21 protein-coding genes are annotated in these 20545 nt (G+C 71.3%); 16 read left to right on the top strand and 5 right to left on the bottom strand.

The annotated features are described in order from the left end of the window. Positions 1 to 144 precede the first annotated feature (144 nt). Both ABZV77_RS00630 and ABZV77_RS00625 read left to right on the top strand, forming a co-directional pair. Positions 145 to 1053, top strand: coding sequence for a DMT family transporter (locus ABZV77_RS00630; protein ID WP_356248796.1), 909 nt, complete (start codon positions 145 to 147; stop codon positions 1051 to 1053). Between the two features lie 142 nt (positions 1054 to 1195). After that, on the top strand, positions 1196 to 1627 hold the full coding sequence (locus ABZV77_RS00625; protein WP_356248794.1) for a ribonuclease: 432 nt from the start codon (positions 1196 to 1198) through the stop codon (positions 1625 to 1627). A gap of 14 nt (positions 1628 to 1641) precedes the next feature. On the opposite strand, the gene ABZV77_RS00620 is transcribed toward ABZV77_RS00625, so the two are convergent. Continuing rightward, the gene (locus ABZV77_RS00620) at positions 1642 to 1848 is read right to left on the bottom strand and encodes a hypothetical protein (protein WP_356248792.1); all 207 of its coding nucleotides are present in this window, start codon (positions 1846 to 1848) and stop codon (positions 1642 to 1644) included. Between the two features lie 245 nt (positions 1849 to 2093). On the opposite strand from ABZV77_RS00620, the gene ABZV77_RS00615 reads away from it, so the two are divergent. From ABZV77_RS00615 to ABZV77_RS00600, 4 genes are all read left to right on the top strand, one after another. After that, the gene (locus ABZV77_RS00615) at positions 2094 to 3287 is read left to right on the top strand and encodes a histidine kinase (protein WP_356250101.1); all 1194 of its coding nucleotides are present in this window, start codon (positions 2094 to 2096) and stop codon (positions 3285 to 3287) included. Then, complete coding sequence (locus ABZV77_RS00610) at positions 3284 to 3955, top strand: response regulator transcription factor (RefSeq protein WP_356248790.1); 672 nt, start codon at positions 3284 to 3286, stop codon at positions 3953 to 3955. The genes ABZV77_RS00615 and ABZV77_RS00610 overlap by 4 nt, the downstream gene beginning before the upstream one ends. Before the next feature lie 83 nt (positions 3956 to 4038). Further along, complete coding sequence (locus ABZV77_RS00605; protein ID WP_356248789.1) at positions 4039 to 5244, top strand: cytochrome P450; 1206 nt, start codon at positions 4039 to 4041, stop codon at positions 5242 to 5244. 138 nt (positions 5245 to 5382) lie between these two features. Further along, positions 5383 to 5775, top strand: coding sequence for a PaaI family thioesterase (locus ABZV77_RS00600; protein WP_356250099.1), 393 nt, complete (start codon positions 5383 to 5385; stop codon positions 5773 to 5775). Positions 5776 to 5778: 3 nt separating this feature from the next. Here ABZV77_RS00600 and ABZV77_RS00595 read toward each other — a convergent pair whose 3' ends face one another. Then, positions 5779 to 6795 carry a Gfo/Idh/MocA family oxidoreductase gene (locus ABZV77_RS00595; RefSeq protein ID WP_356248787.1) on the bottom strand — a complete coding sequence of 339 codons (1017 nt, stop codon included), beginning with the start codon at positions 6793 to 6795 and terminating at the stop codon, positions 5779 to 5781. Between the two features lie 154 nt (positions 6796 to 6949). Between ABZV77_RS00595 and ABZV77_RS00590 the strand changes: the two genes are divergently transcribed. The 8 genes from ABZV77_RS00590 to ABZV77_RS00555 all read left to right on the top strand — a co-directional run bounded on the left by ABZV77_RS00590 (position 6950) and on the right by ABZV77_RS00555 (position 15116). After that, positions 6950 to 7687, top strand: a complete 738-nt coding sequence (locus ABZV77_RS00590; RefSeq protein ID WP_356250097.1) for a GntR family transcriptional regulator — start codon at positions 6950 to 6952, stop codon at positions 7685 to 7687. A gap of 98 nt (positions 7688 to 7785) precedes the next feature. After that, positions 7786 to 8787 (top strand): sugar ABC transporter substrate-binding protein, encoded by a 1002-nt coding sequence (locus ABZV77_RS00585; RefSeq protein ID WP_356248785.1) that lies wholly within the window; start codon positions 7786 to 7788, stop codon positions 8785 to 8787. Between the two features lie 95 nt (positions 8788 to 8882). Beyond that, on the top strand, positions 8883 to 9902 hold the full coding sequence (locus ABZV77_RS00580) for a sugar ABC transporter substrate-binding protein (RefSeq protein WP_356248783.1): 1020 nt from the start codon (positions 8883 to 8885) through the stop codon (positions 9900 to 9902). Further along, a complete protein-coding gene (locus ABZV77_RS00575; RefSeq protein ID WP_356248781.1) occupies positions 9899 to 10954 on the top strand; it encodes an ABC transporter permease in 1056 nt (351 codons plus the stop codon). The genes ABZV77_RS00580 and ABZV77_RS00575 overlap by 4 nt, the downstream gene beginning before the upstream one ends. 8 nt (positions 10955 to 10962) lie before the next feature. After that, entirely contained in the window at positions 10963 to 11784 is an 822-nt protein-coding gene (locus tag ABZV77_RS00570) for an ATP-binding cassette domain-containing protein (RefSeq protein WP_356248779.1), read from the top strand. 227 nt (positions 11785 to 12011) lie between these two features. Continuing rightward, positions 12012 to 13169 (top strand): ROK family glucokinase, encoded by a 1158-nt coding sequence (locus ABZV77_RS00565; RefSeq protein ID WP_356248777.1) that lies wholly within the window; start codon positions 12012 to 12014, stop codon positions 13167 to 13169. Beyond that, positions 13170 to 13781 carry a sugar kinase gene (locus tag ABZV77_RS00560; protein WP_356248775.1) on the top strand — a complete coding sequence of 204 codons (612 nt, stop codon included), beginning with the start codon at positions 13170 to 13172 and terminating at the stop codon, positions 13779 to 13781. A gap of 72 nt (positions 13782 to 13853) precedes the next feature. Next, a complete protein-coding gene (locus tag ABZV77_RS00555; RefSeq protein ID WP_356248773.1) occupies positions 13854 to 15116 on the top strand; it encodes a sulfite oxidase in 1263 nt (420 codons plus the stop codon). Between the two features lie 18 nt (positions 15117 to 15134). On the opposite strand, the gene ABZV77_RS00550 is transcribed toward ABZV77_RS00555, so the two are convergent. Then, positions 15135 to 16061: an ornithine cyclodeaminase family protein gene (locus ABZV77_RS00550; protein WP_356248771.1), complete on the bottom strand. Its 927-nt coding sequence runs from the start codon at positions 16059 to 16061 to the stop codon at positions 15135 to 15137. 97 nt (positions 16062 to 16158) lie between these two features. Between ABZV77_RS00550 and ABZV77_RS00545 the strand changes: the two genes are divergently transcribed. Together ABZV77_RS00545 and ABZV77_RS00540 are read left to right on the top strand one after the other, a co-directional pair. Further along, positions 16159 to 17409, top strand: coding sequence for an arginine deiminase (locus tag ABZV77_RS00545; protein ID WP_356248769.1), 1251 nt, complete (start codon positions 16159 to 16161; stop codon positions 17407 to 17409). Between the two features lie 175 nt (positions 17410 to 17584). Further along, on the top strand, positions 17585 to 17809 hold the full coding sequence (locus ABZV77_RS00540; RefSeq protein WP_356248768.1) for a DUF6243 family protein: 225 nt from the start codon (positions 17585 to 17587) through the stop codon (positions 17807 to 17809). 107 nt (positions 17810 to 17916) lie between these two features. Here ABZV77_RS00540 and ABZV77_RS00535 read toward each other — a convergent pair whose 3' ends face one another. Continuing rightward, entirely contained in the window at positions 17917 to 19140 is a 1224-nt protein-coding gene (locus tag ABZV77_RS00535; protein ID WP_356248766.1) for a metallophosphoesterase, read from the bottom strand. 66 nt (positions 19141 to 19206) lie between these two features. Further along, the gene (locus ABZV77_RS00530; RefSeq protein WP_356248764.1) at positions 19207 to 20364 is read right to left on the bottom strand and encodes an amidase domain-containing protein; all 1158 of its coding nucleotides are present in this window, start codon (positions 20362 to 20364) and stop codon (positions 19207 to 19209) included. Positions 20365 to 20545 lie beyond the last annotated feature (181 nt).

Below are 20545 nucleotides of genomic sequence, written 5' to 3'. Positions count from 1 at the left end.
TCCGGTGTGGGTGGAGGCTGGCGGCAATCGGACACGTAAATCCTTGCCGCCGTTCCGGCAGAGCCGGTTACCGTGTGCCCTCCGCGTGCGAGCCGCCGAAGTCTCCACACCCCCGCACCAGCCAGCCCGTTGGAGACCGCCCCCGTGTCGTCGCTCGCCGCCCCCGCCGCGCTCGCCCCGCGCCGCGCCTGGCTCACCGATCTGCCCGTCCTGCTCGTCGCCGCCGTCTGGGGTGCCAGTTACCTCGCGGCCAAGGGCATCACCACGACCCACACGGTCGTCGCCGTGCTCGTGCTGCGCTTCGCGGTGGTGCTGCCCCCGCTCGTGGTGGCGGGGCTGCGCCAGTTGCGCGCGCTGACCGCCACGCAGTGGCGCGGAGCCGCGGTCCTCGGGCTGATCCTCGGAGGGATCTTCCTCCTGGAGACGTACGGCATCGTCCACACCTCGGCGACCAACGCGGGCCTCATCATCAGCCTCACCATGATCTTCACGCCGCTCACCGAGGCCGTGCTGGAGCGGACCCGGCCGCCGCGCGCCTTTCTGGCCGCGGCGGGGCTCTCCGTGCTCGGCGTGGTGCTGTTGACCCAGGGCGCCGGATTCACCCGTCCCTCGCTCGGCGACCTGCTGATCCTCCTCGCCGCCCTGGCCCGTACCGCCCACGTACTCGCCATGTCCCGCATGAAGGCCGTGCGGGGTGCCGACGCGCTCTCCCTCACCACGGTCCAACTGGGTTCCGCGGTCGTGGTGTTCGCGGTGCTTGCGGCTGCCGGGACGGGGGAGACGCCCTGGTCCGTCGCCGGGGGCTTCGGGGCGCGGGAGTGGGCGGGACTGATCTTCCTCTCCGTCTGCTGCACGCTCTTCGCCTTCTTCGTGCAGATGTGGGCGGTGCGCAGGAGCTCGCCGTCGCGGGTCAGCCTGCTGCTCGGCACGGAGCCGTTGTGGGCGGCGGCGGTCGGGATCACGCTCGGCGGCGAACGGCTGGGCTTGCTGGGGCTGTTGGGCGGGGTGCTGGTGTTGGTGGGGACCAGTTGGGGGCGGCGGGCGGTCGGGTGAGATTCCGATCGGTGGGCTGGCCGGACCGCCAGCCCCTCATCCGGTCGTCCGGGTGACGGGACGTCTTCGGTTGGTTAACTCCCGGAAAATTTCACCAACTTGACATTGACACGCCAACCTCTACGCGCGTCACACTGGACCCATGCGAATCCCCCCACGAATCGTCAGCATCACCGCCCTGGCCGCCGCCCTCCTCGTCGGCGGCCCTGTCGCGGCCACGGCGAGCGCCGCCCCGGCCGCACCGGTCACCTCTGCCGCTGCCGTCTCCGTCTCGCACTCCATCACCGCGGTCGGTGACATCTGCCTCTCCAAGCTGCCCTCCCAGGCACACGACACCCTCGACCTGATCAAGGCGGGCGGCCCCTACCCGTACCCGCAGGACGGCACCGTCTTCCAGAACCGTGAGGGCGAGCTGCCGAAGCAGAGCGCCAGCTACTACCACGAGTACACGGTCGTCACGCCGGGCTCCGACGACCGCGGCGCCCGCCGCATCGTCACCGGCGAGAAGAACCAGGAGGACTACTACACGGCCGACCACTACGCGTCGTTCGACCTGGTCGACCACGGCTGCTGAGCCGACGGACCCGGTCAGCCGGTCCGCGGGCTCCGCACCGCGGCGAACAGCGCGCAGCCCAGCACGATCAGGGCCACGCTCGCGTACGTCTCGAAGCCGTCGAGGAACCCGAGGCGCTGCACCAGGCCCCAGCCGCGCAGCTCACCGGTGAGCCTGTGGACCAGGCCGACACCGCCCTGGAACAGCAGGGCCACACCGAGAAACTCCAGTAGCTGCTTCATGGAAAGATCCTCGCCCCGCACTTTCCCCGCGGACATCCGCCGCGAGGCGAGGATCTTCCCCGCGAAGGGGTCCGAAAGTCGGCGACCTGCGCGACTTTGGTAGCCGATCACGTGTGAGGAGCGTCCGCGCCCCCCTGCGGTGCGTAGATTTGTCGACCATGAGCGGCACGAGCGGCACTGATCCCACGCGACGGCGCGAGCACGAGCCGACGCCCCTGAGCAGCCCCCTGGCCCGGAGACCGTGGATGCTGCCCTCCGCCGTCGCCCGGGAGTTCGACCCGAGCCGCGTGGGGCGCAAGTCGCGGCGGACCGTCCGCGACTGGATCGCCGACTTCACCTGCTTCCTCGCCGCCGTCCTCATCGGGATGCTCGGTGCCGACGCGGTCGCCGACAACCCGCACATCGCCCAGGGCTACGCGGAGTTCGACCAGGTGCTCGGCGCGCTCGCCTGTGCCACGGTCTGGCTGCGCAGGCGCTGGCCCGTCGGCCTCGCCCTCGTGATGGTGCCGGTCTCGGTGGCCTCCGACACGGCGGGCGGCGCCGCGGCGGTGGCCCTCTTCACCCTCGCCGTGCACCGGCCGTTCCGGTACGTCGCGTGGATCGGCGGCGCCTCGATCGCGGTGGTACCCCTCACCTTCTGGCTGCGCCCCGACCCCGCCATGTCCTACGGGATCGCCATCGCCTTCGGCGTGCTCCTCACCGGCACCGTCATCGGCTGGGGCATGTTCGTGCGCTCCCGGCGCGAGCTCCTGCTCAGCCTGCGCGACCGCGCCGTCCGCGCCGAGAACGAGGCCGCGCTCCGCGCCGAGCAGGCCCAGCGGCTCGCCCGCGAGGACATCGCCCGCGAGATGCACGACGTCCTGGCCCACCGCCTCACCCTGCTCAGCGTCCACGCAGGCGCCCTGGAGTTCCGCCCCGACGCGCCCCGCGAGGAGATCGTCCGGGCGGCGGGCGTCATCCGGGAGAGCTCCCACGAGGCGCTGCAGGACCTGCGCCAGGTGATCGGCGTCCTGCGTGGCGGCGAGGCAGACGCCTCCGGGCGCCCGCAGCCCACCCTCGCCGCCCTGGACACCCTGGTCGCCGAGTCCCGTGACGCGGGCATGAAGGTCGTCATCGCCAACCACGTCGCCGACCCCGGCAGCGTGCCCGCCGCCCTGGGCCGCACCGCCTACCGCATCGCCCAGGAAGGCCTGACCAACGCCCGCAAACACGCCCCCGGCGCCGAGGTGACCGTCACCGTCACGGGCGCCCCCGGCGAGGGCCTGACCATGTCCGTCCGCAATCCCGCACCGCCCGGCCCCGTGCCCGAGGTGCCCGGCTCGGGGCAGGGCCTGATCGGGCTCGCCGAGCGGGCCTCGCTCGCGGGCGGCAGGCTCGGCCACGAGGCCGGGCCCGACGGCGGGTTCCACCTGGAGGCCTGGCTACCGTGGGCGTCATGAAAACGATCAAGCTGCTCCTCGTCGACGACGATCCGCTGGTGCGGGCAGGGCTCTCCTTCATGCTCGGCGGCGCGGACGACATCGAGATCGTGGGCGAGGCGGGCGACGGCACCGAGGTCGCCCCGCTGGTCGGCGAACTCCGGCCCGACGTCGTCCTGATGGACATCCGCATGCCCACGATGGACGGCCTCGCCGCCACGGAGGCCCTGCGCAAGCGTCCCGGCGCCCCCGAGGTCATCGTCCTCACCACGTTCCACGCGGACGGGCAGGTGCTGCGTGCCCTGCGCGCGGGCGCGGCCGGGTTCGTCCTCAAGGACACCGCGCCCGCCGAGATCGTCGCGGCGGTGCGCGCGGTGGCCGCGGGGGAGCCGGTGCTCTCGCCGACGGTGACCCAGCAGCTGATCACGCAGGTGACCGGCGTCGACCCCCAACTCGACCGCAGGCGGCGGGCGCTGGACCGGCTGGCGACGCTGGGGGAGCGGGAACGGGAGGTGGCCGTCGCGGTCGGCCGCGGCGGGTCCAACGCGGACATCGCGGCCCAGCTGTTCCTGAGCATCGCCACGGTCAAGGCGCACGTGTCGAGGATCCTGACGAAGCTGGACCTCAACAACCGCGTGCAGATCGCCCTGTTGGCACACGACGCGGGACTCCTCGATCAGGACAGCTGATCAAGAAGGCTGATAAGGGTGGTTATGGGGAACCGATCACCGCGCCCGGCACGTTGGCCACATGAGCCCCCGGAGGAGACAGCATGGCGGAGAGCATCGACCTGGTGACGTACGGCGCGAGATTCAGAGAGGACCCGCACTCCGTCTACGCGGACCTGCGCGCCCTCGGACCCGTCCACCGCGTCCGGCTGCCACCCCCGGAGGATATGGGCGACACCTATCTGGTGGTGGGGTACGACGAGTGCAGAACCGCGCTCCGCGAGCCCCGCTTCGCCAAGTCCGCCGCGGCCGCGGGCTTCGCCTTCCACGAGGAAGAGCTGATCGGCACGCATCTGCTGATAGCCGACCCGCCCCAGCACACCCGGCTGCGCAGCCTCGTCACCCGGGAGTTCACCGCGCGCCGGGTCGAGGCCCTGCGGCCCCGCATCCAGCGCATCACCGACGACCTCTTGGACGAGATGCTCGTCCACGGCGAGTCGGCCGGGACGCGACGGGCCGATCTGTTCGAGGCGCTCGCCTTCCCCCTGCCGATCACCGTCATCTGCGAGCTGCTCGGCGTCCCCGACATCGACCGCGCGGCCTTCCGCCGCATGTCGAACGGCGTGGTGGCGTCGCCGACGCAGGAGGCCGAGCGCGCCGCCTTCGAGGAGCTGGCGGCGTATCTTGCCGAACTGGTCGAGGACAAGCGGTCGTCGGCCCCGGGCGGCGATCTGCTGAGCGCGCTGATCCGCACCACGGGCGACGAGGACGGCGACCGCCTCTCCACCAGCGAGCTGCGCGCCATGGCCTTCGTGCTGCTGATCGCAGGACACGAGACGACGGTCAACCTGATCGCCAACGCCGTGCACGCCCTGTTCACCCACCCCGACCAACTGGCCGCGCTGCGCGCCGACATGTCCCTCCTCGACGGCGCCATCGAGGAAGCCCTGCGCTATGAGGGCCCGGTGGAGAGCGCGACGTACCGCTTCGCCACCGAGCCCACCGAGCTCGGCGGCATCGTGATACCTGCCGGTGCCGTGGTCCGGATCGGTCTCGCCGCGGCCGACCGGGACCCCGACCGCTTCCCCGAGCCCGACCGCTTCGACATCCGCCGTGCCCCGCAGGGCCACATGGCCTTCGGACACGGTCTGCACCACTGCCTGGGTGCCCCGTTGGCCCGGGTCGAGGCGAAGATCGCGCTCGGTTCGCTCCTGGAGCGCTGCCCCGGCCTCGCGCCGGACGGGCCGCCGGGCGAGTGGCTGCCGGGGACTCTGATCAGGGGGATGCGGCAGCTTCCCGTCCGGTGGTAGTAGTCGGGCATGACCGAGCCCTGGACCGAGCCACTGCCCGCGCAGCCCACCGATCACCAGCCCACCGATCAGCCGCCCATCGATCACCAGCCCGTCGACCAGCCGCCGCAGGACCTGCCCGACCCCCTGGATCTCGCCATGGCCCAGAAGGTCCTGGAGGCCCAGCCGTTCAGCCGTCTCGTGCGGGCCCGCGTGACGCGGTTCGGCGAAGGCGCGGCCACGCTGGAGATCGGCATCCGTGCGGAGCTCCACCAGCAGAACGGCTTCCTGCACGGCGGGGTTCTCGCCTACGCGGCGGACAACAGCATCACGTTCGCCGCGGGCACGACGCTCGGCCCCGCCGTGCTGACCTCCGGCTTCTCCATCCAGTACGTACGTCCGGCGACCGGCGTGGCCCTCGTGGCGCGCGCCGCCGTCGTCCACTCGGGCCGCCGTCAGGCGGTGGTCCGGTGCGAGCTGTCCGCGGTCGGTGAGGAGGGCACCGAGACGCTGTGCGCGATTGCGCAGGGCACGGTGCTGTCGACCGCCTGAGTGTCACGGCGAGGCGGTCTCCTCGGAGATCTCCGTCATCCGCACCGGCCGCCGCTCCCGCCGCGACCGCTCGCACGCCTCCGCGATCCGCAGCGCGTGCAGCGCCTCGCGGCCGTCGCAGGGGTTCGCCCGCGTCCCCTGGACGACCTCGACGAAGGCGGCGAGCTCCGCCTCGTACGCGGGGGCGAAGCGCTCCAGGAAACCGGGCCAGGGCTTGACCGGCGCGGGCGGGCCCGCCGGTTCCACGGAGGTGAGCGGCGTGCGTTCGTCCATGCCGACCACCAACTGGTCCAGCTCCCCGGCCAGTTCCATGCGGACGTCGTACCCCGCGCCGTTGCAGCGCGTCGCGGTGGCCGTGGCGAGCGTGCCGTCGTCGAGGGTGAGCACCGCGGCCGCCGTGTCGACGTCGCCCGCGTCGCGGAACATCGCGGGTCCCGCGTCGGAGCCGGTCGCGTACACCTCCGTGACCTCGCGCCCCGTCACCCACCGCAGAATGTCGAAGTCGTGGACCAGGCAGTCGCGGTAGAGACCACCGGAGAGCGGCAGGTACGCGGCCGGGGGCGGCGCCGGGTCGGAGGTGATCGCCCGCACGGTGTGCAGCCGCCCGAGCCTGCCCGCGCGCACCGCCTCGCGCGCCGCCGCGTACCCCGCGTCGAAGCGCCGCTGGAAGCCGAGCTGCAGCACCGTCCCCGCGGCCTCGACCTCGGCGAGGGCGGCCAGCGTGCCCGGCAGGTCCAGGGCGATGGGTTTCTCGCAGAACACCGGGAGTCCCGCCCGCGCCGCCCTGCCGATGAGCTCGGCGTGCGCCGAGGTCGCCGCCGTGATCACCACCGCGTCCGCCCCCGCGGCGAAGACCTCGTCCACCGAGGCAACCGCCGTCGCCCCGGTCCGCGCCGCGAGGGCGGTCGCCCGCGCGGTGTCGGCGTCGGCGATCACCAGGGACGTCACGTCGGGATGGTGGCTGAGGGCTGCCGAGTGAAAAGTGCCGATACGGCCCGTTCCGATCAGTCCGATGCGCATGGACCCACCCTCGCGACGCCGGACCGCCCTGTCAATCCTTTGTCCGGACAACAGAACTTAAGAACTTCCCGTCATCATCTCCTGGGACTACGCTCGCCACGTGTCCAAACCAGTCGCCAAAGCAGCTCAGGACAAGCCGGTCCAGGACCCCACGGTGGACCTCCGGCTCGGCGTCGACCGCAGCAGCCCCGTCCCGCTCTACTTTCAGCTGGCCCAGCAGCTCGAAGCGGCGATCGAGCGCGGCGCCCTGACCCCGGGCAGCCTCCTCGGCAACGAGATCGAGCTCGCGGGGCGGCTCGGCCTGTCCAGGCCCACGGTCCGCCAGGCCATCCAGTCCCTCGTCGACAAGGGCCTGCTCGTGCGGCGCCGCGGCGTCGGCACCCAGGTCGTGCACAGCCAGGTCAAGCGCCCCCTGGAGCTCAGCAGCCTCTACGACGACCTGGAGGCCGCGGGCCAGCGCCCCGAGACCCGCGTCCTGCGCACCACCCTGGAGCCCGCGACCGCCGAGGTCGCCGCGGCGCTCGGGGTCGCCGAGGGCGACGAGGTGCACCTCGTCGAGCGGCTCCGGCTCGCGCACGGCGAGCCCATGGCCCACCTGCGCAACCACCTCCCCACCGGCCTCCTCGACCTCGACTCCGCACGCCTGGAGGCCACCGGGCTCTACCGCCTGATGCGCGCGGCGGGCCTCACCCTGCACAGCGCGCGCCAGTCCGTCGGCGCCCGCGCCGCCACCGCGGAGGAGGCGGAGCTGCTCGCCGAGCCGGTCGGCGCCCCGCTGCTCACGATGCGGCGCACCACCTTCGACGACACGGGACGGGCCGTCGAGTTCGGCTCACACGTCTACCGCGCCTCGCGCTACTCCTTCGAGTTCCAGCTCCTCGTACGACCGTAGTCAGAATGTTCTGACAAACTTATTGACGGTGCCGCGCGCCCCCCGCTAGAACTCCTCCAGCCGCACCGAGGCGGCCGGGAGACGAGGGGTGGTCCACCATGCGCACATCCCGTACGGCCAACGGAGTCTTCGCCTGTCTGGCGGTGATCGCACTCGCGGCCGGCTGCAGCGGCTCCGGCGGCAAGGACGACGAGGACAAGTCCGGGGACGGCGGCGGTGGCGGCACGGGCGTGCACACGCCCCGCCTCAAGATCGCGATGGTCACGCACTCGGGCGAGGGCGACACCTTCTGGGACATCGTCCGCAGCGGCGCCAAACAGGCCGCCCGCAAGGACAACGTCCAGTTCCTCTACGCCAACGACAAGGAGGCCAAGGGCCAGGCCGAGCTCGTCCAGTCCTTCGTCGACAAGAAGGTCGACGGGATCGTCGTCACCCTGGCCAAGCCCGAGGCGATGCGGTCCGTGCTCGGCAAGGCGCAGGCCGCAGGGATACCGGTCGTCACGATCAACTCGGGCGGCGAGTACTCCGCGAAGTTCGGCGCGCTCAGCCACATCGGGCAGGACGAGTCCGTGGCGGGCGAGGCCGTCGGCGACGAGCTCGACAAGCGCGGCAAGAAGAAGGTGCTCTGCGTCATCCACGAGCAGGGCAACGTCTCGCTGGAACAGCGCTGCGCAGGGGTCAAGAAGAGCTTCGGCGGGTCGGTCGAGAACCTGAACGTCGAGGGGACCAACGCGCCCGCCTCCCAGTCCTCCATCAGCGCCAAGCTCCAGGCCACCAAGGACATCGACGCGGTGGTCACCCTCGGCGCGCCCATCGCCGCGTACTCGGTGCAGGCCAAGGAGGATACGGACAGCAAGGCCGAGGTCGACACCTTCGACCTGAACGCCGAGGTCGTGAAGAGGCTCAAGGCCAAGGAGGTCGGCTTCGCCGTCGACCAGCAGCCCTACCTGCAGGGTTACCTCTCCGTCGACGAGCTGTGGCTCTACAAGACCAACGCCAACGTGCTGGGAGGCGGCAAGCCCGTCCTCACCGGACCCGCCATCGTCACCGGGAAGGACGTGCCGAAGCTGGAGAAGTACACCGCTCGCGGTACCCGATGAACACACGCGTGATCCGCGTGGTCGATACTTGGGCGGCTGGGGCCGGGGATCCGGACCGGCCGCACAGAGCAGCAGAGCAAGAAGGGCACGGCGTCGTGGCAAGGGTGAAGACAGGGGTACGTACGGTGGGCGCCGTGCTGGTGGCGGTGCTCGGGGTGACCGCGGGGCTCACCGGATGCAGCAGCACCGGCGGCAAACGCGCGGAGGACGCCCGCAAGGCGGCGACCGCCCAGGGGAAGGCCGCGGTGAGCACACCGCGCTGGACCTTCGGCATGGTGACTCACTCGGGCGATGGCGACACCTTCTGGGACATCGTCCAGAGCGGTGCCAAGGAGGCCGCCCGCAAGGACAACATCAACTTCTTGTACGCGCATGACGACGAGGCCCAGCAGCAGGCCCAGCTCGTGGACTCCTACATCGACAAGAAGGTCGACGGGATCATCGTCACGCTGGCCAAGCCGGACGCGATGAAGGGCGCGCTGGCCCGCGCCGAGAAGGCCGGGATTCCGGTGATCACCGTGAACTCGGGATCGGCCGAGTCCAAGGAGTTCGGCGCGCTCACCCACATCGGTCAGGACGAGACGATCGCGGGCGAGGCCGTCGGCGAGGAGCTCAACAAGCGCGGCAAGAAGAAGGCGCTCTGCATCCTGCACGAGCAGGGCAACGTCGGCCACGAGCAGCGCTGCGAAGGCGCCAAGAAGACCTTCGACGGCAAGATCCAGAACCTGTACGTGACCGGCACCAACATGCCCGACGTGCAGTCCTCCATCGAGGCCCGGCTGCAGACCGACAAGTCGATCGACGCCGTCGTCACGCTGGGCGCGCCCTTCGCGGACACCGCGGTGAAGGCCGCGGACAGCGCGGGCAGCAAGGCCGAGGTCGACACCTTCGACCTGAACGAGAAGGTCGCGGCCGGGCTGAAGTCCGGCGACCTCGGCTTCGCCGTCGACCAGCAGCCCTACCTCCAGGGCTACGAGGCCATCGACCTGCTCTGGCTGTACAAGTACAACGCCGACGTCCTCGGCGGCGGCCGCCCCGTCCTGACGGGACCGCAGATCATCACCAAGGACCAGGCCGCCGAGCTGGAGGAATACGCGAAGCGAGGAACCCGATGACCGCGACAGCACCGGCGCCGGCACCGGGCGCCAAGACCGACGAGCGGCTCGTCAGGACCTCGCCGCTGAAGAAGCTGATGGGCAGGCCCGAGCTCGGCTCGGTCGTCGGCGCCATCGCCGTGTTCATCTTCTTCTCGTTCGTCGCGGACAGTTTCCTGCAGGCCAACAGCCTCGCGACGGTCCTGTACGCCGCCTCGACCCTCGGCATCATGGCGGTGCCGGTGGCCCTGCTGATGATCGGTGGCGAGTTCGACCTGTCGGCGGGCGTCCTCGTGACGACCTCCGCCCTGGTCTCGTCGATGTTCAGCTACCAGATGACGGCGAACGTCTGGGTCGGCGTCGGCGTCTCGCTGCTCGTCACCCTCGCCATCGGCGTCTTCAACGGCGTCATGCTGACCCGCACGGACCCGCCGAGCTTCATCATCACGCTCGGTACGTTCCTGATGCTGACCGGCATGAACCTCGGCTTCACCAAGATGATCAGCGGCACGGTCTCCACCAAGTCGATCTCCGACATGGAGGGCTTCTCGTCCGCGAAGGACGTCTTCGCCTCGACGATCCCGATCGGCGGCGTCGACTTCAAGGTCACGATCCTGTGGTGGCTCGCCCTGATCGTGGTCGCCACCTGGATCCTGCTGCGCACCCGCGTCGGTAACTGGATCTTCGCGGTCGGCGGCGGCGAGGACGCGGCCCGCGCGGTCGGCGTCCCGGTCGCCAAGACCAAGATCGGCCTCTACATGGGCGTCGCGTTCGGCGCCTGGATCTCCGGCCAGCACCTGCTGTTCTCGTACGACACCGTGCAGTCCGGCGAGGGCGTCGGCAACGAACTGATCTACATCGTCGCGGCCGTCATCGGCGGCTGCCTCATCACCGGCGGCTACGGCTCCGCGGTCGGTGCGGCCGTCGGCGCGCTGATCTTCGGCATGGTCAGCAAGGGCATCGTGTTCGCCGAGTGGAACTCGGACTGGTTCAAGTTCTTCCTCGGCGTGATGCTGCTGCTCGCCACCCTGCTCAACCACTGGGTCCGCAAGCGGGCGGAGGCGACGAAGTGACCACGGACATGACGAAGACCGACGCGGTCCCCGCGGACGAGGGCGGGCGCACGCCGCTCGTCGAGCTCGACGACGTCAGCAAGTACTACGGCAACATCCGCGCCCTCGAAGGCGTCTCCCTCGAAGTGCACGCGGGGGAAATCTCCTGCGTGCTCGGCGACAACGGCGCGGGCAAGTCGACCCTGATCAAGATCATCGCGGGGCTGCACAAGAACGACGCGGGACGCTTCACGATCGAGGGCGAGGAGGCGCGGCTCGCCAACCCGCGCGACGCGCTGGACCGGGGCATCGCCACGGTCTACCAGGACCTCGCCGTGGTCCCCCTGATGCCGGTCTGGCGCAACTTCTTCCTCGGCTCCGAGCCGACGAAGGGCGTGGGCCCCTTCCGCCGCATGGACGTCGACCTCATGCGCGAGACGACCCACGCGGAGCTGCTCCGCATGGGCATCGACCTGCGCGACGTGGACCAGCCCATCGGCACGCTCTCGGGCGGCGAGCGCCAGTGCGTGGCCATCGCCCGCGCCGTCCACTTCGGCGCGAAGGTCCTCGTTCTGGACGAGCCGACCGCCGCGCTCGGCGTCAAGCAGTCCGGTGTCGTCCTGAAGTACGTGGCGGCGGCGCGGGACGCGGGCCTCGGCGTGGTCCTGATCACCCACAACCCGCACCACGCGTACCTGGTCGGCGACCGGTTCGTCCTCCTGAAGCGCGGCACGATGTCCGGCAGCTACACCCGCGACGACATCACCCTCGACGAACTGACCCGCCAGATGGCGGGCGGCAGCGAACTCGACGACCTCCGTCACGAACTGGAGGGCCGAGGCCCAGCCTGACGGCTGGGGGCCCGCCTCTAGGGGCGCGGGGAACTGCGCGACCAGCCACGCAGAAGCCGCAGACGCGTCCGCGGGGTCGCCCGGCAGTCGCGGCTGCGGCTCTTCGTGGGCTGAGCGCGCAGTTCCCCGCGCCCCTAAGGACCCCGGGGCCGGAGGCACCCGGATATGCGCCCCCGGCCGGGGTCCCGTTGTGCGCCGTCCCGCTACCGTGAGGCAGAATCGCCGCAATGAGCACCTACCGCGACCTCGCGCACCGCGGCTCCGCACGAGCCACCGTTCTGCGGACCGTGGGCACCCGCGAACGCCGATCGCACCTCACGGCGCCCCGCGTCAACACCGTCGGCATCGACATCGGCGGCACCAAGGTGATGGCGGGCGTCGTCGACCCCGACGGGAACATCCTGGAGACCCTCCGCACGGAGACCCCGGACAAGTCCAAGAGTCCCAAGGTCGTCGAGGACACCATCGTCGAGCTGGTCCTCGACCTCTCCGACCGGCACGACGTGCACGCCGTCGGCATCGGCGCCGCGGGCTGGGTCGACGCGGACCGCAACCGCGTGCTCTTCGCCCCGCACCTGTCCTGGCGGAACGAACCCCTGCGGGACCGCATCTCGGGCCGCCTGGCCGTCCCCGTCATGGTCGACAACGACGCGAACACCGCCGCCTGGGCGGAGTGGCGCTTCGGTGCGGGCCGCGGCGAGGACCACCTGGTCATGATCACCCTCGGCACCGGCATCGGCGGCGCGATCCTGGAGGACGGCCAGGTCAAGCGCGGCAAGTTCGGTGTGGCCGGAGAGTTCGGCCATATGCAGGTCGTCCCCGGCGGCCACCGCTGCCCGTGCGGCAACCGCGGCTGCTGGGAGCAGTACAGCTCGGGGAACGCGCTGGTCAGGGAGGCCCGTGAGCTCGCCGCCGCCGACTCCCCGGTCGCGTACGGCATCATCGAGCGCGTGAAGGGCAACGTCCCCGACATCACGGGACCGCTCATCACCGAGCTGGCCCGCGAGGGCGACGCCATGTGCGTCGAGCTCCTCCAGGACATCGGCCAGTGGCTCGGCGTCGGCATCGCGAACCTCGCCGCCGCCCTCGACCCCTCCTGCTTCGTGATCGGCGGCGGCGTCAGCGCCGCCGACGACCTCCTGATCGGCCCGGCCCGCGACGCCTTCCGCCGTCACCTGACCGGCCGCGGCTACCGCCCCGAGGCCCGCATCGCCCGTGCCCAGCTCGGCCCCGAGGCGGGCATGGTGGGCGCCGCCGACCTGTCCCGCCTCGTCGCCCGCCGCTTCCGCCGCGCCAACCGGCGCCGCGTGGAGCGCTACGAACGCTATGAGCGCTACGCAGAGGCGCGCCGCACCAACGACCGCACATCCCAGGGAACCCAGTAGATGACCGTGCCACGCCAGCCCTCGTCCCCGGACCAGCCCGGTGCCCCCGAGCCGTCGGAGCGGGAGGGGGGCAAGGCCCGCAAGACCGAGGACCGCAGCCACATGCTCCGCCGCCGGTGGCTGACGGCGATCATCATCGTGCTGCTCATCGGCGTGCCCGCCGGATATCTGGTGATCTCCGCGAACCAGAGCCGCAACAGCGGCCGCGACAAGGAGGACAAGTACTCGGCGACGGGCCTCACCGAGGGCTGGCCCTCCAAGGTGCAGCGCCGTCTGTACGACGTGCCGGTCCAGCCGTACTCGGAGGAGGTCGCCTACTACGAGACGAACAACTGGCGCACCAGCCGCCTCTACGTCCAGTTCCTCACCAGCAACGCGGGCCTGAAGAAGTTCCTCAAGCAGATCGGCACCACCGAGAGCGCCCTGAAGGCGGACGACATCACGATCAGCAAGCGCGACCAGAAGGTCGTCGGCTGGGAGTTCACGGGCCCCGGCCCCTGGTACGGCCTCACCCACGAGCACAAGGACCCGGCGCCGACGCTGGACGTGGTCGTGGACCGCTCGAACGCGCAGCATCCGATGATTTACGTCGTGTCGACGACGACGCCGTGAAATCGACCGGCCGATTGTGAAGATGGCGGCGATCACCCGGTGTGCCGCCGCCGGGCCTCCTACCGTGAGGCCATGAGCAGACTTCCGGAATCAGAGGCGTCGTACGACAGACGCAGATTGAACCAGTGGTTAGCCGGACGGGCCCGCGCCGGCGGGGTGGGGCGCCGCGACATGCTGAAGCTGGTCGCCGCCGCGGGCCTGGTCTCCGCGGTACCGGCAGGCTTTTCGACGGCCCCGGCGGCCGCGGCGGAAGGGGGCATCGTCAAGTCCCTGCCGCCGGAGTGGTTCATCGTGCACGGCACGAACGCGGAGGCCCGCTTCGAAGCGTTCGCGGACACCGGCTTCACCACCCCGGTCTCCCGCTTCTTCGTCCGCAACCACACGAAGACCCCCCTCATCGACGCGGCGGCCTGGAAGCTGAACATCTGGGGCGACGGGCTGACGGGCGGCGCGCGGGAGTTCACCCTCGCGGACCTCAGGCGCTTCAAGCCGGTGACCCGCACCGCGTTCGTCGAGTGCGCGGGCAATGCACGGAACTTCTTCAAGACGCAGCAGGGCCAGGCACCCTTGGGCACCCCGTGGACCACGGGCGCGATCGGCATGGCCCACTGGCGCGGGGCACGCCTCTCCGACGTCCTGCGCAAGGCAGGCCTCTCCGGCCGGACGGTCGACATCATGCCGCGCGGCCTCGACGACGAGTACGTCACGTCGAACGGCACGAACTACGGCCGGGTGCGCCGCCCCATGCCGATCTCCAAGGCGCTGGACGACGTCATCCTCGCGTATGAGATGAACGGCGAGCCGCTGCCGCCCGACCACGGGTATCCGGTGCGCCTCCTCGCCCCCTCCTGGGTGGGCATCTCCTCGATCAAGTGGCTGGGCGACATCGAGGTCTCCACCACGCCGCTCTACTCGCCCTGGAACACGGACTTCTACCGTCTCTACGGAGAGGCCTATCCGCCCGAGGGCAGCGCCCCGCTGACCCGGCAGACCCTGAAGTCGGCCTTCGAGCTCCCGCTGAACGCGACCCTGTCCGCGCACACCCGGCACCGGCTCACGGGCCGCGCCTGGTCGGCCGACGGAGCGATCACCCGGGTCGAGGTGAGCACGGACGGCGGTGCGTCCTGGCAGAGGGCGCGGCTGCACGACCCCGGGCGGCGAGGCTCCTGGAGCCGCTGGTCGGCCCCGTGGAAGCCCGGCAAGGCAGGCCCTGCCGAGCTCCTCTCCCGCGCCACGGACTCCACGGGCCGGACCCAGCCGGAGACGACCGTGTTCAACACCCAGGGGTATCTGTTCGACGCGGTGCTGCGGCACCCGGTGACGGTGAGCGGCTGAGCCTCCGGCCGAGGCACCTCACCCGGCGGCCGCCCACCGTTCGTACGCGGCGGCCGCCACCGCCAGGTCCTCCCAGGCCATCCCCGCCGACTTGAACAGCCGGGGCCGCCCTTCCTCGGCCCGCGCCTCGCCCCTGACCAGGGCGTCCAGCGTGTGCAGCCGCGCCATGTCGAAGGCTCCCTCGGCGGCCGCGAGGACCAGGTCGCCGCACTCCCGCGCCGCCACCGAGCGGGACTCCGCCACCACCGTGGCGCGGCCCACGAGAGCGGCGTCGACCTCGCGGGCGTCCGGCTCGTGAGAGCCGACCGCGGCGACCGTGGCGTGGCCGGGCAGCAGGGAGCTGTCGAAGAGGGGTTCGCGGGCCGTGGTGCAGCAGCAGACCACGTCCGCGCGGGCCACGGCGTCCGCCGTCGCCGCGGACGCCGAGAGGCCCGCGGCACGGCAGCGGGCGACGAAGTCCGCCGTCCGGCCCGCGTGCCGCGCGACCACGTCGACGTGGCGCAGCCCCGGACGCACCGCCCGCACCGCCTCCACGTGCCCCCACGCCTGCGGCCCGGTCCCGAAGACGACGAGCCGCCCGGCGTCCGGGACCGCCAGCCGGCCGACGGCCACCCCGGACACGGCCGGGGTGCGCAGTGACGTCAGCGCGATGCCGTCCAGGAGGGCCAGCGGGGTGTGGGTCCCGCCGTCCAGGAGGACGTACAGGCCCTGGACGCGGGGGAGGCCGCGGTCCGCGTTGCCCGGCGTGACCGTGGCGACCTTCACGCCCGCGTACGACGCCGTGGCCGACGGCATCATCAGCAGCTGACCGCCGGGCACGTCCATGACGCCGCGGTCCGGCTCCGCCGCGGGGTCGAGCCCGGCGGCGAGGACGTTCTCCAGCGCGTCGATCGCGGCGGACATGGGGACGAGGCGTTCGATGGCTCCGGCATCGAGGTGGTGCATATCAGGACAACCTTCCACGCAAGCGTTAAATTGCACTGGCAGTGGCTGCAGTGCGTCCTGGCCTCTATGCCCCCGGACCGCTCCGGAAAGGCACACCGTGACAGAGAACGACACCACCGGACCGGGCTACGGCGTCCACTCCGAGGTCGGCAGGCTCCGCAAGGTCCTGGTCTGCGCGCCCGGGCTCGCCCACCGCCGCCTGACCCCGACCAACTCCGCCGACCTGCTCTTCGACGACGTGATGTGGGTCGAGAACGCCCAGCGCGACCACGCCGACTTCGTCGACAAGCTCAGGCGGCGCGGTGTCGAGGTCGTCGAGCTGCACGACCTCCTCGCGCAGACCGTGGGCGTCCCCGGCGCCAGGGACTGGCTCCTGGAGCGGAAGATCACCGCGAACCAGGTCGGGTTCGGTCTCATGGACGACACCCGCGCCTTCCTGGAGACGCTGGAGCCGCGGAAGCTCGCCGAATACCTGATCGGCGGCCTGGCCACCACGGATCTGCCGGACGAGTTCCGCTCCGACTACGTCGCGCTCGTCCGCGAGTCCACCGGCGCGGGCGAATACCTGATGCCACCGCTGCCGAACACCCTCTACACCCGCGACACCACGTGCTGGCTGTACGGCGGCGTGACCCTGAACCCGCTTTACTGGCCCGCCCGGCACGACGAGACGCTGCTGATGAAGGCGGTCTACCAGTTCCACCCCGACTTCACCGGCTCCACCGTCTGGTGGGGCGACCCCGAACTCGACTGGGGCCAGGCGACCTTCGAGGGCGGCGACATCATGCCCGTCGGCAACGGCGTCGTCCTCATGGGCATGAGCGAACGCACCTCCCGCCAGGCCATCACCCAGGTCGCCGCCGCGCTGTTCGACAAGGGCGCGGCCGACCGGATCGTCGTCGCGGGCATGCCCAGGCTGCGCGCCGCGATGCACCTCGACACCGTGTTCACCTTCGCCGACCGCGACATCGTCACCCTCTACCCGAAGATCATGGACGACGTACACACGTTCACGCTCCGCCCCGGCGACGGCCCCGCCGGGGTCTCGATCACCGACGAGGGGTCACGCACGTTCGTCGACGTGGTCACCAAGGCGCTCGGGCTCTCCTCGATGCGGGTGATCGAGACCGGGGGAGACGTCTACGCGTCGGAGCGCCAGCAGTGGGACAGCGGCAACAACGCCGTCGCCCTGGAGCCGGGCGTGGTCTTCACGTACGACCGCAACACCCAGACCAACACCCTGCTGCGCAAGGCAGGCGTCGAGGTCATCACGATCGTCGGCGCCGAGCTGGGGCGCGGCCGCGGCGGCGGCCACTGCATGACGTGCCCGCTGATCCGGGACGCGTGAGGGCGGAACTTGGTGGGCGGGGGCGGCGGAACCGGGTAACGTCATGGGCATGTTCTTCCAGACGTTGATTTACGAGTGAGAGCGTGACGGGCCCCTGCTGACGTCCTTCGACGTCGCCGCGCCCGTCCCCCACCGATGAATCCGTAGTTCACTTCACATCACTTCGGGAGAACCCGTGAGCAAGAACATCAACAACCCGGTCGGCATGGGCGGCGGCAAGCGCAAGAGGCTGTCCCGCGCCGAGCGGCAGAACAACGGTCCGCACCGCAACCTCGACCGCCAGGGTGCCGCCGACCAGAAGGCGGAGCTGGTGCGCAAGATGCGCGAGAAGGTGGGCGGCGCTCCGGCAGTCGAGAGCGCCGAGCCCGGGCAGACGGGCGACGACACCGCCCAGAGCTGACGCACCGCCGCCGCGGGGCGGCATCGCAACCGCATGGCACAGGGCCCGGACCGCGACGCGCGGTCCGGGCCCTGTGCTGCGGTCCGGCCCGCGCGCCCGGAACCGCCTCAGACGCTCCGGAGTACGAGCAGGGTGATCTCGCTGGGGGCGAAGATGCGGAACGGCGGGCCCCAGAAGCCGGTGCCGCGGCTCGTGTAGAGCAGGGTGCGGGCGCCGTGGCGGCTGAGGCCCGCCAAAGCGGGCTGGTCGATGCCGACGAGGTGGTGGAAGGGCCAGATCTGGCCGCCGTGCGTGTGGCCCGAGAGCTGGAGGTCGACTCCGGCGGCCGCGGCCCGGTCGATGAACTTGGGCTGGTGGGCCAGGAGCAGGACGGGCAGGTCGGGGTCGGTGCCGTCCAGGGCCCCGGCGAGGTGGGCCCTGTGACCGGCCAGGCCGGAGGACTCGGCGGTGACGTCGTCCACACCGGCGACCACGAGGGTGTCGCCGCCGCGTTCGAGCAGCAGATGACGGTTGCGCAGCGGCTCCCAGCCCAGCTCGCCCATCAGGTCGACCCAGCCCTGGGCCTCGCTGTAGTACTCGTGGTTTCCGGTGACGTAGACCTTGGCCCTGGCGGCGCGCACGGTGCCGAGCGGAGCGGCCTGGGCGCGGCGGCGTTCGGCCGTGCCGTCCGCGATGTCGCCGGTGTGGCAGACCAGGTCGGCGTCCAGGGTGTTGACCGTCTCGCAGACCCGCGCCGACCAGCGGGCGCGGTCGAGCGGGCCGTAGTGGGTGTCGGTGATGAGGGCGACGCGGGTGCCGTCCAACCCGGCGCCGAGACGCGGGAGTTGCACGTCGAGCCGTCGCACCCGTGGCACCCGGCGGGCCTCGGCGTACCCCCAGGCGAGCAGCGCGGCGGCGGCGCCGAGGACCGCCCAGGTGACGATCCGGGCCCGGGTCCGCCCGTCGCCCGCACCGGCCACGGTCAGGGCGAGCCGCAGCAGGACGCCGAGCAGGACGGACCAGGTGAAAAGGACCCAGCTGGTCCCGAGGAGGGTGGCTCCGACGATCGCCGCCCGGTCCTGCTGCCGCCGCCCGTGGCCGCGCATCATCGCGACCGGCATGGTGACCAGACCGACGACGCACAGGGCGGTGCCGCCCAGCGCCACGGGGAGCGGCCAGTGCTGTCCTGCGTGCAGCAGCACCCAGCAGGGCACGGCCCACAGCAGGACGGGGGCGACCAGAGGGAGGTAGCGCATCAGGCGGCGCAGCCGACTCTGCTCGGCCGCACGGGCCGCATCAGCCGCGTCGTCAGCAGCGTCGTCCGCGGATCGGGCCTCGCTGGTGTCGGTCATGCGTCCCCTCCTCGGGCAACCGGGTTGCAGGCGCGCACTGTACCCGGTCGCCCTGAGGGCCTGTTCTCAGGTGCGGTAAGCGAAGTAGCGCGCGTCGGGGTAGGACGCGACCAGGCTCGCGAGCGACCTGCGGTAGGTGTCGGTGTCGTGGTAGGTCAGGTACGGCATGCCCTGCCTGTCGCGGTACGTCACCAGCATGGTGTGGTCCTTGGACCCGTCCTTGTCGAAGTCCACCTGCAGGACGTCGCCGACGTCCATCTGGTAGGCGCTCGCCAGGTTCGGGGCCCGCCGGTTGGACAGCGTGAACCATGCCCATTCGTTCACCCCGACCCAGGAGGTGCTCTGGCCCGCGCTCTCGTACCACCAGTTCCGGTAGTCGTAGGCGGAGCCGGGGACGGGCTTCCAGCCGCCCGCCTTCAGCGCCTGGCTGACGAAGTTGGTGCAGTCGCCGCCTGCTCCGTTGAACTTGCGGTAGGCCGGGTTGTAGCTGCGCCAGTACTTCTCCGCGTACTGCGCCATGGCGGAGTAGCCGTAGGCACCGGCCGTCTTGCCCGAGGGCATCGGCGTGGTGGGGTACTTGGTCGAGGCCGGTGTGCCGTCCGGGTACTGGTTGCCGTCGTCGTCGACGGTGTTCGTCCGGGCCGCCGAGGGCTCGTCGACCGCGACAGGGCCCTGGTTGCGCGAGGTGATCGCGGTCAGCCGCCAGCCGCCGTCCTTGGTACCGGCGAGCTTCAGCTCCTGCCGCGTCGAGGACGAGGTGGTCCGCGGCCCGTCCCCGCGCACCTTCTTGTACGTGAACGTCGTCGACGCCGTGACCTGGACGGTCGCCGTGCTGCCGGTGACCGTGGCGCGGTCCACGACGACGCGGGTGTCCGCCTTCGTGTAGGCCTCGCCGAGCTGGGCAAGGCGCGACTTGCGGGCGCGCAGCGACCGCAGCGCGGCGTCCTCGTCCGTCCGCAGTCGGCCGGACATGCGCGTCGTCGCCGCGTCGGCGTCCGGGCCGCCGAGCCCCGCGCGGTCCTCCACCAGGGCCTGGGTGCGCCGGGAGAGGACATCATCGGCGATGCGGGCGAAGGCGGTGAGTGTCCGGTGGTCAGCCTTGCGGGGCACCCCACCGGCGTCCGCGTGCGCGGACGGCGCGAGCAGGCAGCCGGACGCCACGGCCGCGGCCACACCGGCGAGGGCGGCGGGTCTGTATCTCTTCGGTATCGCTATGGATGTCACTGTGTTTCCTCTTCCGGTGTCCCGATCACCCCGATCGGGGCACGAAATCTTGACACAACTGCGACTACTTCCACAGTTGTTGCCCTTCCTTTGCAGAACCCGAAGGCTCCCAAACCAGGCATCCAGGGCCCCGCAGGCCCGTCCGCGCGCCTTCAACTGCCTCTAATGTGAGCGCCATAGC

This window comes from Streptomyces sp. NPDC004732 (assembly GCF_040609235.1).
Lineage (GTDB): Bacteria > Actinomycetota > Actinomycetes > Streptomycetales > Streptomycetaceae > Streptomyces.
Note: the sequence above shows the minus strand (reverse complement) of the source record. Positions and strands in the feature narration are given on the sequence as shown.

Coding starts and splice junctions, on each gene's coding strand:
- ABZV77_RS00620 (WP_356248792.1), bottom strand. CDS start 1,848: ATGAAGCAGCTACTGGAGTTTCTCGGTGTGGCCCTGCTGTTCCAGGGC.
- ABZV77_RS00605 (WP_356248789.1), top strand. CDS start 4,039: ATGGCGGAGAGCATCGACCTGGTGACGTACGGCGCGAGATTCAGAGAG.
- ABZV77_RS00570 (WP_356248779.1), top strand. CDS start 10,963: ATGACGAAGACCGACGCGGTCCCCGCGGACGAGGGCGGGCGCACGCCG.
- ABZV77_RS00585 (WP_356248785.1), top strand. CDS start 7,786: ATGCGCACATCCCGTACGGCCAACGGAGTCTTCGCCTGTCTGGCGGTG.
- ABZV77_RS00555 (WP_356248773.1), top strand. CDS start 13,854: ATGAGCAGACTTCCGGAATCAGAGGCGTCGTACGACAGACGCAGATTG.
- ABZV77_RS00560 (WP_356248775.1), top strand. CDS start 13,170: ATGACCGTGCCACGCCAGCCCTCGTCCCCGGACCAGCCCGGTGCCCCC.
- ABZV77_RS00600 (WP_356250099.1), top strand. CDS start 5,383: ATGGCCCAGAAGGTCCTGGAGGCCCAGCCGTTCAGCCGTCTCGTGCGG.
- ABZV77_RS00610 (WP_356248790.1), top strand. CDS start 3,284: ATGAAAACGATCAAGCTGCTCCTCGTCGACGACGATCCGCTGGTGCGG.
- ABZV77_RS00615 (WP_356250101.1), top strand. CDS start 2,094: ATGCTGCCCTCCGCCGTCGCCCGGGAGTTCGACCCGAGCCGCGTGGGG.
- ABZV77_RS00535 (WP_356248766.1), bottom strand. CDS start 19,140: ATGACCGACACCAGCGAGGCCCGATCCGCGGACGACGCTGCTGACGAC.
- ABZV77_RS00575 (WP_356248781.1), top strand. CDS start 9,899: ATGACCGCGACAGCACCGGCGCCGGCACCGGGCGCCAAGACCGACGAG.
- ABZV77_RS00595 (WP_356248787.1), bottom strand. CDS start 6,795: ATGCGCATCGGACTGATCGGAACGGGCCGTATCGGCACTTTTCACTCG.
- ABZV77_RS00625 (WP_356248794.1), top strand. CDS start 1,196: ATGCGAATCCCCCCACGAATCGTCAGCATCACCGCCCTGGCCGCCGCC.
- ABZV77_RS00550 (WP_356248771.1), bottom strand. CDS start 16,061: ATGCACCACCTCGATGCCGGAGCCATCGAACGCCTCGTCCCCATGTCC.
- ABZV77_RS00565 (WP_356248777.1), top strand. CDS start 12,012: ATGAGCACCTACCGCGACCTCGCGCACCGCGGCTCCGCACGAGCCACC.